Annotated in this window: 16 protein-coding genes; 13 read left to right on the top strand and 3 right to left on the bottom strand. The window is 69.1% G+C overall.

Features of this window, described 5'->3' with window-relative positions:
- Together ABD161_RS15860 and ABD161_RS15855 are read left to right on the top strand one after the other, a co-directional pair.
- The coding region (locus tag ABD161_RS15860; protein ID WP_344005205.1) for a macro domain-containing protein at window positions 1-463 on the top strand (463 nt) is incomplete at its 5' end.
- 67 nt (window positions 464-530) lie between these two features.
- The gene (locus ABD161_RS15855) at window positions 531-740 is read left to right on the top strand and encodes a hypothetical protein (protein ID WP_344005202.1); all 210 of its coding nucleotides are present in this window, start codon (window positions 531-533) and stop codon (window positions 738-740) included.
- A gap of 3 nt (window positions 741-743) precedes the next feature.
- On the opposite strand, the gene ABD161_RS15850 is transcribed toward ABD161_RS15855, so the two are convergent.
- On the bottom strand, window positions 744-1,424 hold the full coding sequence (locus tag ABD161_RS15850; protein ID WP_344005199.1) for a hypothetical protein: 681 nt from the start codon (window positions 1,422-1,424) through the stop codon (window positions 744-746).
- 126 nt (window positions 1,425-1,550) lie between these two features.
- On the opposite strand from ABD161_RS15850, the gene ABD161_RS15845 reads away from it, so the two are divergent.
- Genes ABD161_RS15845 through ABD161_RS15835 form a run of 3 tightly spaced genes read left to right on the top strand, consistent with a single transcriptional unit; the run spans window position 1,551 to window position 3,759 of the window.
- Window positions 1,551-2,222, top strand: coding sequence for a helix-turn-helix domain-containing protein (locus ABD161_RS15845; RefSeq protein WP_344005196.1), 672 nt, complete (start codon window positions 1,551-1,553; stop codon window positions 2,220-2,222).
- Window positions 2,201-2,935 carry a hypothetical protein gene (locus ABD161_RS15840; RefSeq protein ID WP_344005193.1) on the top strand — a complete coding sequence of 245 codons (735 nt, stop codon included), beginning with the start codon at window positions 2,201-2,203 and terminating at the stop codon, window positions 2,933-2,935. The genes ABD161_RS15845 and ABD161_RS15840 overlap by 22 nt, the downstream gene beginning before the upstream one ends.
- Window positions 2,936-2,979: 44 nt before the next feature.
- Window positions 2,980-3,759, top strand: a complete 780-nt coding sequence (locus ABD161_RS15835) for a CPBP family intramembrane glutamic endopeptidase (RefSeq protein WP_344005190.1) — start codon at window positions 2,980-2,982, stop codon at window positions 3,757-3,759.
- A gap of 4 nt (window positions 3,760-3,763) precedes the next feature.
- On the opposite strand, the gene ABD161_RS15830 is transcribed toward ABD161_RS15835, so the two are convergent.
- Entirely contained in the window at window positions 3,764-4,132 is a 369-nt protein-coding gene (locus ABD161_RS15830) for a hypothetical protein (protein ID WP_344005187.1), read from the bottom strand.
- A 520-nt stretch (window positions 4,133-4,652) separates the two neighbouring features.
- Here ABD161_RS15830 and ABD161_RS15825 point away from each other — a divergent pair.
- From ABD161_RS15825 to ABD161_RS15800, 6 genes are all read left to right on the top strand, one after another.
- The gene (locus ABD161_RS15825) at window positions 4,653-5,498 is read left to right on the top strand and encodes a hypothetical protein (protein ID WP_344005183.1); all 846 of its coding nucleotides are present in this window, start codon (window positions 4,653-4,655) and stop codon (window positions 5,496-5,498) included.
- A 123-nt stretch (window positions 5,499-5,621) separates the two neighbouring features.
- Window positions 5,622-5,957 (top strand): hypothetical protein, encoded by a 336-nt coding sequence (locus tag ABD161_RS15820; RefSeq protein WP_344005180.1) that lies wholly within the window; start codon window positions 5,622-5,624, stop codon window positions 5,955-5,957.
- A complete protein-coding gene (locus ABD161_RS15815; RefSeq protein ID WP_344005177.1) occupies window positions 5,954-6,307 on the top strand; it encodes a hypothetical protein in 354 nt (117 codons plus the stop codon). The genes ABD161_RS15820 and ABD161_RS15815 overlap by 4 nt, the downstream gene beginning before the upstream one ends.
- A gap of 56 nt (window positions 6,308-6,363) precedes the next feature.
- Window positions 6,364-6,822 carry a helix-turn-helix domain-containing protein gene (locus ABD161_RS15810; protein ID WP_344005174.1) on the top strand — a complete coding sequence of 153 codons (459 nt, stop codon included), beginning with the start codon at window positions 6,364-6,366 and terminating at the stop codon, window positions 6,820-6,822.
- On the top strand, window positions 6,822-7,934 hold the full coding sequence (locus ABD161_RS15805) for a zeta toxin family protein (protein WP_344005171.1): 1,113 nt from the start codon (window positions 6,822-6,824) through the stop codon (window positions 7,932-7,934). The genes ABD161_RS15810 and ABD161_RS15805 overlap by 1 nt, the downstream gene beginning before the upstream one ends.
- Before the next feature lie 3 nt (window positions 7,935-7,937).
- The gene (locus tag ABD161_RS15800) at window positions 7,938-8,183 is read left to right on the top strand and encodes a hypothetical protein (RefSeq protein ID WP_344005168.1); all 246 of its coding nucleotides are present in this window, start codon (window positions 7,938-7,940) and stop codon (window positions 8,181-8,183) included.
- Window positions 8,184-8,197: 14 nt separating this feature from the next.
- Here ABD161_RS15800 and ABD161_RS15795 read toward each other — a convergent pair whose 3' ends face one another.
- Window positions 8,198-8,659, bottom strand: a complete 462-nt coding sequence (locus ABD161_RS15795) for a hypothetical protein (protein WP_344005165.1) — start codon at window positions 8,657-8,659, stop codon at window positions 8,198-8,200.
- 476 nt (window positions 8,660-9,135) lie between these two features.
- On the opposite strand from ABD161_RS15795, the gene ABD161_RS15790 reads away from it, so the two are divergent.
- Both ABD161_RS15790 and ABD161_RS15785 read left to right on the top strand, forming a co-directional pair.
- On the top strand, window positions 9,136-9,435 hold the full coding sequence (locus tag ABD161_RS15790) for a hypothetical protein (RefSeq protein WP_344005162.1): 300 nt from the start codon (window positions 9,136-9,138) through the stop codon (window positions 9,433-9,435).
- A gap of 326 nt (window positions 9,436-9,761) precedes the next feature.
- On the top strand, window positions 9,762-13,172 hold a 3,411-nt coding region (locus tag ABD161_RS15785), incomplete at its 3' end, for a toprim domain-containing protein (RefSeq protein ID WP_486348028.1).

Raw genomic sequence — 13,172 nt, 5'->3', positions numbered from 1 at the left:
TCTGCTACGCGTTCCGGCAGACGCGATCGTGAACCCGTGGAACCGCAACTACATGCCGCGCTGGTTGCGACCGGGTGGCATCAGCGGTCAGCTGCAGGCCGCGACCGGGCCCGGCCCATGGGATGAGCTCGCCTCACATGGCCTGCTCCAGCTCGGCGAGGCCGTGGTCACCTCCGCCGGCCAGCTCACCACGGCTCGATCGCTCATCCACGTCGCCGGGCTGAACCTGCTGTGGCGGGCCTCGCCGCGCAGCGTCGCGCTCAGCGTCCACAGCGCCGTGGAGGCCGCCGTCGCCCATCGGTTCGCCACGATCACGATGCCCCTCATCGGCGCCGGCCACGGGCACCTGAGCGCGGACGCCTCCCGCAGCACGATCCACGCGGCTCTCGGCGAGCTGCGGCACGTGCCTCTACCGCAGCCGCTCGCCGTGTGCATAGTCGAGCTCCCCGCCGCAGCTGCCTGACTGGCACGGTGTCAGACGGCCCCCTCGCGGCGCACCTATACGGGTGAGCTCGAGGAAAGGAGCCCTCATGCAGAGCATCCCGGCATCCGCACAGCACACCTGCACGTCGACGGCTGAGCGGGCCTGGGAGCAGGCGCACGCCTACGCTGTCGGCGCCGGCATCGACCCAGCCGAGGCGTTCGCGGACGACTACGCGCTCATGATCGACGACCTGGTGCACGAGACCCACTACCCGGACCGGCTCCTGCCGACTCCGGCGGAGCACCTCTGGCCCTGACCCTCAGTCGTACTCGTCCTCGTCGTCGTACCGGTCGTAGTCCGAGTCGGCCTTCTGGAGGATCACCCGAGCCAGCAGCTCTTTCGCGACCGCGTCATCGAGCGCCTGGATCGCCTCTGTGAGCTTCGCTCTGCCGGCCTGCTCGACTGCGGCATCGCCGGCCCAGTGCTCGGCGGTCACCACATCCATGGCGAGGTCCTCGAGCTCTTCGAGCACGCCGATCAGCGGATCGGCTGCACGGCGTGCCGCATCCTCCTCGACCTGACGCTGAATGAGGGCCTCCTGCTCGGCCATCACCGCCGCCAGAACCGGCGGGATCCGGATCTGCGCTTGGGCCGACAGAGCGCGACGCCCGGTCCATGGTGCCGAGACGACCGGGAGCTCGCGGCGGAGCTTGCTCATGAACTGCGGGTCCGAGCGAGAGACCAGCTCGATCGCGCGAAGGCGGCCGCTCTGCCCTCCGTCGGGCTCCAGCTTGAAGAGCTGGAAAGAGGGCGGGTAGTGGAAGGTGGCGAGCCGGTCGCCGTTCCACTCCGCCCAGCCCACGACCGGGTAGGCGAGCTCGGTCTCGACGACGATCCTGTCGTCGAGCAGCCACCCGTAGGTGCCGTCGAGCTCGAATGTCGGCTCGATCCGGTCGGAGCGCCACTGCTCCTCGCTGGGCCCTCTGGTGTGCGCGTTCATGATTGCCATCATCCTGCGGCGCAAGGGGTGCTCGAGTGCGGCCGCGCCTATCCCCAAGCTCGTGCCTGCCCCTGGAGATCACCAAGACCGCGGTGTATAAATGTTCCGTCGAGGGAAGGTTTTTACATGCAGTTCGTGACGACCGAGGAAGCCGCGAGGCGGCTGGGTGTCTCCACGCGCCGCGTCGTCGACATGCTCACGAGCAAGCAACTCGCAGGGCAGAAGGTGCATCGCAGCTGGCTCGTGTCCGCTGCGGCCGTCGACGAGCGTGAGCGACTGCAGCACAGCCACGGCCGGCCGGTGAAGGCGGCCACCGCGCGCGCGGTGATCGGCGCGCTATCCGAACGCACCGCGCTTCCGGGGCGGCAGCAGGCGATCGTGCGACACCGCGCAGCCGAGCAGCTCGCCGCGGCGCTGGGCCGCTCGGTGAGAGTGGAGCGGTTCGCGACCCGAAGCCCCGAGCTCGCCGCGGAGCATCTGCACTTCACGGGAGAGAACGCGCTCGCGCAGATCGTCGACCACGCTGGCGACGCTCTCGCCGGGCAGGCTTGGCAGCTGCACGGGTACCCGAAGGGAATGGCCTACGAGGAGCTCGTCGACCACGCCATGCTCGTGCGCGACGACGAGAACCCGCGGGTGGTGCTCTACCGGTTCGAGGACGAGATCTTCCCCTGGGACAGCACACCGCCGGCGCTGGTCGCCGTGGATGCGGCGCGCAGCGAGGTCTCCCGGGTGCGGGCGGCCGGCCTCGAGGCGCTGGAGCGGATGAGGAGCCGATGGCTGGCCGAGCTCACGTAGTCGAGGTGCCGGCGGAGATCCCGCCCTGGCCGCTCGCATTCGAGGTCGCCGCATCGACTCCACCCGGCAGCTGGGCGCTCGTCGGCGGACTCATGGTGCACGTGCACGCACTGCGCGCCGGAATCGAGGCCACCCGTCCGACAAGCGACATCGATCTGCTGCTGAACATCGGCGCGAACTCCGTCTCCGACGTCGCCGGCTCTCTCACCGGGCTCGGCTTCGCCGCCGTGGACCCCTCGCCAGGCAACCCCATCCATCGCTTCACCAGAGGCGAGGAGGACGTCGTCGACGTGATGGTCGCGCGCGACGTGCGCGCGCGCACGCGCTGGCAGCTGCGCCCGCTGCTGCGCTCGCCCGGCGCCGCGCAGGCGCTGCAGCGCCGCGACACCTACACGCTCACCTCGCCCGACGGATCCGTGACCGTCGAGGTGCCGGACGAGCTCGGCGCGATCATCGCCAAGGCCGCCGCCTACGCGGTCGACTCGCGCAACCCCGGGCGACACCTCGAGGACCTCGCCGTCCTCGCCGCGGCTGCCGGCAACCCGCGCATCCTCGCGCTGAGCACTCTCACCCGCAAGGACCGCCTGCATCTTCGCCGGGTCATCCCGTACCTGGCCGAGGACCGGCACCCAGCGTGGCGAGTGCTCGGCTCCTACGATCAGACGATCGGTCAGCGAGTGTGGGCGGCGATCACCACGGCGTGCACGCCATGAGCGCGAGCGATGCCGCAGTGCAGCTGCCGCGACCCCGAGGACGCATGGCTGTGATGCTCGAGCGGGCCGCCGACGTCGCGGTGATGGTGCTGCTGTGGGCGGCTCTGCTGCTCGCTGTCAGCGCCGCGTGCGGCGCGATCGCCAACAGCCTCCCCGGTGTCACGCCGTTCGAATCGCCGCGGGTGCTCGTGGGGGCAGGTCTCCTCGCCGTGTGCTTCGCCGCGATGGCCGTCCTCCCGCTGTACGCACGGACACCGCGTTCCCTCGGCCGATCCGATGAGGTGCGGTGGATGCTCGATCGCGGCCGGCACCTGACGGTGCGTCTGCTGCGGGACGTGCTCGGCTTAGCGATGATCAGCTGGCGCCGGCTGCTGGTTGCGCTCGTCGCGGGAGTAGCCGGCGGCCTGGTGAGCGTGGCGATCGGGGGCGCCCTGCTCCTGGTCCCCGCTCTTGCCGAGTCCGTCCCTGCCTCTGATGCACGGTTCGACGCCGTGGCCGGCACGGCACCCTGGGTGCCGCCGGCGTTCTTCGCGATCTACGCGGCCGCGCCCGAGGAGATCATCTACCGGGGCGTCCTCCTCGGCGCCCTCGCGCTGAGCGTCGAGACGATCCGGAGCCGTTGGGCTCGAGTCGTGGTGGCGTCTGGGGCATTGCTCATCGTGAGCGCGGTCTTCGGCCAGGTGCACCTCGACTGGTCGCTCCTGAACGCGGTCACCGCCGGGGTGACGGGTGCGGTCTACGGCATCGTCGCGATCGCCACGCGAAGCCTCTGGGCCGCGATCATCGCGCACATGCTCTACAACGCGCTGATCTTCGTGGTGTGAGACATCAGAGCGGAGCGCCCCAGTAGTCCTCGGCGTTCACCTCGAGCGCAAGGCGGATCGTCTCGACTTCGTCCTCGCTCGCACCAGGGAGCGCCTGGGGAAGGGAGCGCAGAACAGCCGCCAGCGGGATCGGGGCCTTGCCGTCGTGGTCGAGGTGCCGGTTGATCGACGCGAGGTACTCGACGACGACGACCATCGCGTCGTGCGATCCGAGGCTGCGCAGCGCGGCCAGCGCCAGGCGTCCGGTGTCGTCGCCGATGTGGTGGTGCTCGCGTTCGAAGTTGCCCTGCTCGAACGCCGTGGTGCCGCAGTCGCGGGCGGCGCCGTAGAGGGCGTTGCGGAGCGTGTAGTCGTCGATCGTCACGTCGGCCACGGTGGTGTCGCCTTCCTACCGGCGGCCGCCGTCGACCGTCGATGCGAGAAGGGTAGTCGTCCGCGACGACATCGCCGGTCAGAATCCGGGCCGTCGGAGCGCCTATACGGGTATGAGAACGCTCGACATCCTGGATGACTCGTTCCCGCACGGCACGCCTCACGGTTACGCCGAGGGGTGCCGCGGGTCGGCTTGCCCGGCGGTGATCAGCTGCCGGGACGTGCACCGTCGCTACAGCGGCGATTGGGGTTTCAAACGGCTCATCGACGCGGGGGTCTCGCTTGAGGAGATCCTCGAGCGAGAGGCTGCCGAGCGAGCTGCTGCGCGCCAGCGGAGGAAGGCCGCAGCTCGCGAATCCGCCTCCCGCCCCGCACGGCCCGCCGAGCCTGCCCGGCCGAAGCCCGCGGCGAAGAGAGCCCCGCGCAGAGCACCTCGACCGCCGAAACCCGCACCCGCACCGGTTGCAGCCGCCCCTGCTGCTGAGCTCGAGGCCGGCAAGCTTCACCCGGGCTACAGCTGGTTGGATGCGCAGCACGTCGAGGGGCTGGATGAGGTCGCCGCAGCGCTGTGGATGGAGCAGCTCGCGGAGTACCGAACCGCGCTGGACGAGCATGTGCGCCAGCTCGCCACCTGGAAGCGCGATCGCACGATCCGCAGGAAGGCAGCGTCGGCCGCGCACAAGCAGCTGGCACAGGCGAAGGTCGCCGAGAGCACCGGGCTGACGCTGGGCGGGGCGATCCCCGCGGCCGTCGCGGCCGCGACCGCGGCGTACGAACAGGCCGCCGCCGCGGTCGCGCAGCTGGGCGACCAGCCGGCCGCACCGCGGAAGCCGCGCCGTCCGAGGAAGGGAACCGCGGCGACCGGGCCGCGGGTGCTGCAGCCCCACGGAACGAACGCCTGCCGTGCCCGCGGGTGCGACCGACCTGAGTGCATCGAGGCCGGGCGCGCCTATCACCGCGAGTGGGTCGCGAACCGGCGCCGGCAGGAGATCCCTCTCGAGATCCACGGCTCCGCGTACGGCTACTCGCTCGGCTGCCACGACCGCGAGGCATGCCCGGCCGAGATCTCCTGCGCCGACGCCTCCCTGGCTGAGGAGCGACGTCGACGCAGGGAGGCCGGCATCCCCGAGCAGGCACCGCGCGTTCCGGCCGAACCCGTGCGCGAGCACGTGCGCGCGCTGATGGCTGCCGGCATGGCGCTGTACACGATCGCCGCGACGGCGGAGGTGTCGATGTCCGGACTCAAGACGCTGCTCTACGGGCGCAGCGGAGCACGCAAGGGGGAGTACCCGGCGACGATCGAGCAGCGGAAAGCCGAGCGAGTCCTGGCGCTGGCCCTCCCGCGCGGCCGAGCGAAGACGGCGTAGCCGCCGGCCCCTGTCAGACCGGCAGCTCTCCGATCACCTATACGCGCAACAGACCGGCGATCCGAAAGGGGATGGGCGATGGGTTACAGCGTCTACGAAGACCGTGACGCGCACGATCATGGCGTGAGCCGGTGGGCCGGCTATGGCGTGCCAGCCGTGTGCGACTGGCCCACCTGCAGCACGGAGATCAACCGCGGCCTCGGCTTCAAGTGCGAGCGCCGCTACATCGAGACCGAGGACGGCGAGGAGATCGAAGAAGACGGCTGCGGCCTGTACTTCTGCATCGAGCACCTCGCCCTCGGCTGTGTCCCTGAGCACGACGGCTTCACGCCCAAGCCCGACACCGCGGAGTGGGAGCAGTGGATGCTCACGGACGAGTCCTGGGAGCTCTGGCGGCAGGAGAACCCGGAGGTCGTCGCGCAGCTGCGCCAGCGCCACGACCTGGAGAAGGCATCATGAGCCCCATCGTCTGCACCGGCGCCGTCCAGCACCGCTCCTTCCGTGATCGCGTGGACCACATCCTCGCTCGCGCGATCCGAGGCCTGTTCTCCGGTTTCGTCCCGCTGATCCTGATGGCCTGGCTCTTCCTCGCCATCGCCGCGCTCAACATCGTCGTGCTAGCCCTCTTCGCCGTCGCATCGCTCTTCACGATGGGCGTCACCGGGCAATGGGACGGACTGGGGAACCTCGGGGCGCTGCTTCTCGCCGGCCTCGTCCGAACGCTGCTGGTGCTCGCGATCACCGCAGCGCTGCTGTGGGTCAACGACCTGTCCGGCCGCCTCGCTGCTCCGCGCCCACGACGCCACTAAGCCATATGCATATCTGCATATGGCTGGTAGCCTGGAAGTGAAGGAGGTGGATCATCATGAAGACCCTGGACAAGGACCAGGAGCTGCGTGAGCTGCAGTTCCTGCAGCGCCGTACGACGCTGAGCGCGCGCGACTTCGCCGCTCGGCTGCTTGCGCTGAACAAGCGGGGCATCCACCAGGACGAGCTCGCCGAGGCGATCGGCAAGAGCCAGTCGCAGGTGTCGCGTCTGATCCGCGATGCCGCCAAGCAGCACCCCGCCGATGGCGAGGAGAAGCCGGCCGCGACCGCGATGGAGCTCGTGCGCCGTCGCGCACGAGGCGAGATCGCGCACGACCAGTTCGTCGAGCTGCTCAAGACGTGGGACTACGACCCGTCGTACAAGACCGAGGGGCTGCACGACGATTGGGAGTTCGTCGACAACAGCTTCGACGCGGTCTCGGACGCGTGGATGAACTACGACCTGCTGACCGACGAGGAGTTCGAGGAGATCTTCGCCGCGGTCAAGGGCAGGTAGTGGACGCCGCTGCACGCGCGCGGCATCTCGACGCGCTCCGGGCGCTGACCGCGCCTGGTGGGAGCATCGATCCCGAAGCGCCCACCGCCACGCATCAGCGCCCGGAGAACTACGTCGACGGCACGTGGACCATGCGGCGGCAGAAGCTGCACAAGCAGATCCTCGACGAGTACTTCGCCGAGAACCCTCACGTGGCGCGGGACAACCGCGCCATCATCATGAGCGGGCCGCCGGGTGCCGGCAAGAGCTCGGCCCTGAAAGAGAAGGTGCCGGACGAAGAGAAGCACCTGTGGCGAACGATCGACGCCGACGAGTTCAAGAAGCGCCTGGTGTCGAAGCTGCGCCAGACGGGCGAGTTCGAGGCGATCATCCCGCCAGATGTCCAGGCGCGCATCGACGCCGGCGAGACGTTCACGCCGGGGGAGTTCGCATCCCTCGTGCACGAGGAGTCTTCCTGGCTGGCCGCCCGCGCTGCGCGCCGCTCGCTGCAGCGCGGTGAACGGGTCGTGCTCGACGGCGTCAACGGCTCCAAGGGGAAGCTGATCAGCCGCCTCGAGGGGCTGCAGGCCAGCGGATACGTCCACGCCGAGATCATCGCCGTCGACGGGCCGCGAGACGTCACCCGAGCACGCGTGGAGCACCGCTGGTACGAGGCGTACGCCAAGTACGTCGACGAGGGCGACGAGGACGCCGGCTACGACGCCCGGTACGTGCCCGAGGAGGTCACGAACGTCCTCTACGTCGAGACCGACCGGTTCTCCGCCTGCTCACGAGCTGTCGGCGACCTGGTCAAGGACGGCCCCGTGCAGGGCCTCGTCGTGAACGCGCAGATGTACTACGTCGACGAGCCGGCCGGGAAGCCGCAGCTGTGGCGAACCTTCCAGCAGGACGGCGATCGCTTCATCGTCACCAAGCACCGACGCATCGACAACCCGAGCTCCAGCGGCGCCGCGGCGCCGGCGACCACAGAGCAGCCGGCGAGCTCGAGCGACAGGCAGACAGCAGACAACCCCGCGGCCGCGGGGGAGATCGTCGTCCCCGGCTATGTGAGGAAGGACGGCACGGTCGTCCGCTCACACACGAAGAAGCGCCCCACCCGCCGGCAGGACTGACCGATGGCCGACGTCGACATGCTGATCCGCGAAGTGGAGATCCCCGCCGTCGACGACCATGCGGGGCTGCGCAGCGTGCGTGTGCAGCTGATCTGGGAATGCCCCACCTGCGGTCAGCGCCGCGGTGAGGTGTTCCGGACGATCAGCTACGACGGATCCCGTCGGCTCGCCTGCGACGGATGGCGCAACCCCTGCGGCCACGTCGACCACTACGGTGCTGTGCGCCGCGAGGCTCTCGGGCGCCCCTGACCTGGCGCTGGCCGTCAGGCGGCTTCGTCGCTGTCAGGCTCCGGCGCTGGCACGTCCGGGTAGCGGATGCGAGCAGAAGGCACCTCAGCGAGCACACGCGCCGCGACAGCACGATGGAACGAGGCCGGCAGCTCGTCGGGGGAGTCCTCGTCGATCCTCGGCACCACGGTCACACGGCGGCGCGGATCGTCGTCGAACTCCGCCAGCCGGAACACCTCGTCCTCGACGGCACGGTTGAAGCGATCACGCAGCTCGAACAGCCACGCGGCCGCGGGAATCGGCACCGGCCCTCGATCCTCCCAGTTGCGCACAGTCCGCACCGCGACACCTCGCTGCTCGGCCACCCACGGCGCCGTCAGCCCGAGCTGCTCGCGCAGCACCTTGAACTCGGCCGAGGACATCGGCGGCACACCGCCGCGCAAGTGGGTCTCACTGCCGACGACAACCAGAACCGGAGGGCGAGGAGCTCGAACCATGCCCCGAATCTACTTCACTACTAGTGAAATCTGACTTCACTACCAGTGAAACCAGCGCCCCGCAGAGGCCCGAATCTAGCTTCACTACCAGTGAAATTTCGCGGCCCCGCAGTGCCCGCCGCGCCCTCTCGGAGGGCTCAGAACGGCCGATTTCGTTTCACTACTAGTGCAATTTGACCCCTGGGACGCCCCACTTACACCTAGGGGCACCGCCAGGGTGTAAGGCATTTTTTTGCCTCTGATCTGGGGTCTTACACCCCTTGCACTCCTTACACCTTCCGGAACATCACTGTTATAGGCGCAGGGGAAGCTCGATGCAGGATCGCTGAGAAGATTTCTGGGGTCCTGTGTCAGATCCGGTGCCGGCCGAGCACCTACCTGGGTATGAGCAGCTCGTGGCCGATCGTCGACGCACCGACACGCCGACACGCTGACCAGATCTCGATCCAGGATCCGCATCGCGTTACTGTGTCCCCATGCCCACGCCGAGCCGAGGTGATCGCAAGTCGATCCACGTGCGTCCCCCGATGGACCAGCACCGGTTCTACGCGGAGCGCGCGGCCGAGCTCGGCATCGCTGTCGGCTCGTACGCCGCGATGCGCCTCGCGCAAGCCGATGGCCTTCCGGTGCCCGACTTCGTCGTCGACGAGCTCGAGAAGGCACGGCGCCAGCGCGCAGAGGATGCAGCCTCTCGACGGGCTGAGCAGCTCTCGATCCTCGAAGAGGACGAGTCCGACCCTGTGCGGAGGGGGATGCCTCTGGCACGGTCTGCTTAACGAGGAAGACCTCCTCGAGTTGGCGCTCGAGAAGGTCTTCGAAGTGTGTGAGGCCCGGTTCTTGCTTGGCGGCTGGTCCGGAGCCATTCAGTTGTAGGGCCCCTTGGCGGGGGCGGTACGCACATCCCGGAGGAGGTGACGTGTACATCCACGAGGAAGGTACGTTCGCGATGCTACCGCAGAACTCTGTCTTTTTCACGAATCTGATTCAGTTTCAGGCTCGTGGCGCGCGTCTCCTCCGCACCAGCGGGGGAGGAATCCCGCGTGCGTAGCCTGACCTATCAGCTGATCGCTCCGTGCCGCCTCGATGATCGAGGGGGTGCGCTGTGAGCCTTCCTGACGACCGGCGCCGCTCGATCGATCGCGTCTGGGACGCGCTCGACGCCCGCGGTTTCAAGCCGGCGCCGCTGCGCGGCAACCACTTCCTGGCGCTGTGCCCGGTGCACGACGACAAGAAGCGGTCGCTGCACGTGTCGTACGACGCGGCCGATGAGAAGACCCTGATCCGCTGCTACGCGGACTGCGACAACCGTGACATCGTCGCCGCGCTGGATCTGACCTTCTCCGACCTGTTCGACAAGCCGATGGAGCGCAAGGACGGAGACCGGAAGGCGCAGAAGCCCCGCGCCCCGCGGGTGAAGCTGCCCGAGCGGATCACCAAGGACGACACGGCCGACGACGGCCAGCTCGAGGACCTTTCCAAGGCGAAGTGGGAGCGGGTCCGCACCTACGAGTACGCCCGCCCTGATGGTGTCGTGGTGCAGAAGGTTCACCGCGAGGAGACCACCCTCGACGGTCGCCGGCACAAGCGGTTCACGCAGCAGTTCCTCAGCGCCGCGGGCCGGTTCGTGTCCCGCAAGCCCAAGGGCTTCGAGCCCACCCTGTACCGGGCCGGATCTGTGGTCGACGCGATCGCCGCGGGTAAGCCGGTGTGGCTGCTCGAGGGCGAGAAGGACGTCGACAACGCCGTCGCGATCGGCCTGGTCGCGACCACCAACGCGCAGGGCTCCGGCAGCTTCCCCGAGTCGCTGGCGGCGATGTTCGCCGGCGGCGAGGTGCACGTCGTCATGGACAACGACGTCGCCGGCTACAAGCGCGGCGTCCACCTGCACGAGCTGCTCACCCCGATCGCCTCCGACGTGCGGCTGTGGCTGCCGGCCGTCGACGTCGACAAGGCCGACCTGACCGATCACCTCGAGGCCGGACACGGCGTCAAGGACCTGGTGCCGCTGTCCGTCGACGACGCGAAGATGATGGTCGCCGCCGGCGAGGCCCGGCAGATGGTCAAGCGCATCGAGGTCTGCAAGCGCGAGGTGATCGCACAGGTCACCCGTGAGGCCGAGGACTCGACCACGAACGGCCACCTGTGGGCGCAGGAGGCCCTCAAGCGCTGGGAGCGGCTGTACGAGCTGTCCAACGTGCCGGCCTCCCCGAAGGGCTACAGCCGCCGCGGCGCGGCCGCTCTGGAGGAGTTCCGCAAGCTGCGCAGCGACACCGCCGCGGTGGTCGTCGAGGCGTACGCGATCGCCGAGTTCCCCGCCCCGGCACACGTGCGCGACGTCGCCGACGAGCTCGCCGAGGAGATCACCGTCTCCGCGGCCGAGCGCCGCTTCTACGGACACGACAAGAGCACCGACTACTCCGGCGTCGTCCCCGGCCACAACCGCGCCATCTTCCGCGTCAAGCACGGCGAGACGGTGCGGATCCGGTTCGACAGCGACGGCAAGCCCCGCTTCGACACCGTGATGGAAGGCTGGGGCCAGGTGCTGGCCACCTATGTCGAGGACGACGATGTCGAGGGCGGCACCACCAAGCCGATCCACGAGATGACCGTGAAGTTCGAGCGGTGGATCCGCGGCCAGGACGGCAAGCCGCTGTTCGGCGACGACGGTCACGAGCTCATCGAGACCGCGATCGTGTCCTGGGACAACGAGCAGATCCAGAAGGGCACCTGGGTCGAGGCGCTGCCCTGGAACAACATGCTCGCCCTGACCGGCAAGCAGGGCCGCGAGATCGCGTTCAAGGCGCTGTTCGAGGCCCGCCCGAGCCCCCGCTACCGCACCCCGGTGTACACGGCCACCGGCTGGCGCACCGACCCCGACGGCAACCCGTTCTTCATCACCGAGGGCAAGAAGATCACCGCCGACGGTGCCAACGAGGTGCACACCTCCCTCGCCGCCGGCGCCGAGACGTTCGAGCTGCCGGACCCGACCGACGACGTCGAGCAGCTGCGCAAGGCGTGGCAGGAGGCCGTGATCCCGGTGGCCCAGAAGCTACCCGCCCGAGTCATGGCACCCCTGTTCGGCGTGGTGTGGCGCAGCGTGTTCAAGCGCGTCCCGATGGTCACCTACGCCTGCGGTGGTGCCGGATCCGGAAAGACCGCCACCGCCCGCCTGGCGATGCACTTCCTCGCCCCGCAGCTGATGCCGCAGGGCATGAGCGACAACGCGCCCACCGCGACGCTGTCGGCCACCCACGGCGCCTCCACCGCGCTGGGCCTGGCCGGCGCGCTCAGCACCATGAAGGACGTCACCGCGCTGCTCGACGACGTCACCGCCACCGACGGCAACGCGCAAGCCGTGATGGAGAAGTTCGCCGGCATCGCCCGCTCGAGCTTCGGACGCCTGCCGCGGACGAAGAGCTCACGCCTCGGCAAGAGCTTCAACACCGCCCCCATCCGCGCCACCATCATCGCCACCGGCGAGGTGTCCTTCATCGGATCCGGCATGCAGCGCCTGTTCGAGATCTCGATGCAGCCGGGCGAGCTCGGCAACCCCCGCGAGATCTTCCCGTACCTCGAGAGCGAAGAGCAGCGCGAGCAGCGCGGCCTGCTGGGCGCCTCGCTGATCCAGTGGCTGTGCAGCCACCGCGACAAGATCGACGAGGAGATCAAGGCCGCCCGCAAGGACCCCAACCACCCCGACAACGTCGACGCGCTGTGGGAAGAGCGGATGAAGGTCCTCCCACACACCGACGAGATCAAGGGCCGGCTCATCCTCGGCCTGATCCCGATGGAGCACGGCATCCGCCTCATGCTGCGGATGCTCCGCGATCGCGGTGTGATCTCCAAGGCGGAGGCCGACGCGTTCTACGAGTGGTCCATCGCGGGGCTGCTCGAGGCAGCACGTCGTCAGGACTCCGTCGGCCGCGACGCCGGCATGCAGGCCCTGCACTACATCCGCGAGGCGCTGTCGTTCGGGCAGGGGCACCTCACCGACCCCGAGGGCAACCCGCCCCAGGACGCCGAGAACTTCGGCTGGCAGAAGCGCCGCAGCACCGGCTCGATGGGCATCCCGCAGGACAACTACGTGCCCTCCTCGCACCACATCGGCGTCATCAAGGACGACCGGGTCTACCTGGTGCCCTCGCTCACGCTCTCGGCGATCAAGAAGATCTCCCGCGACGCCGGCGAGGGGTTCAACGAGACGACCACCTCGCTCGGATCGATCTTCGCCGGCCGCGGCTGGATCGAGACCGCCAAGGACGGCAAGCGCCAGGTGACCCGCTGGGTGCTCGGCAAGGCGCAGCGCGTGTGGGACTTCCCCCTCGACCTGCTCCTCGGCCGAGACGAGGAGGGCGGCACCGACCCGAGCGCGGAGATCCCCGCGCCCTCCCCGGTAGCCCCGTCCACCGATGACGCAGCCACCCCGGACGCCGTCGGCACCCCGGATCCCGCACCTGCACCCGAGGCATCGGCTCAGCTCGAGCTGCCCGTCGAGACCGCTCCCGAGCCGGCG

Origin of the sequence: Microbacterium paludicola (genome assembly GCF_039529675.1) — a bacterium.
Taxonomy (GTDB): Bacteria; Actinomycetota; Actinomycetes; order Actinomycetales; family Microbacteriaceae; genus Microbacterium; species Microbacterium paludicola.
The sequence above is the reverse complement of the archived record's forward strand: the minus strand, read 5'-3'. Positions and strand labels throughout refer to the sequence as shown.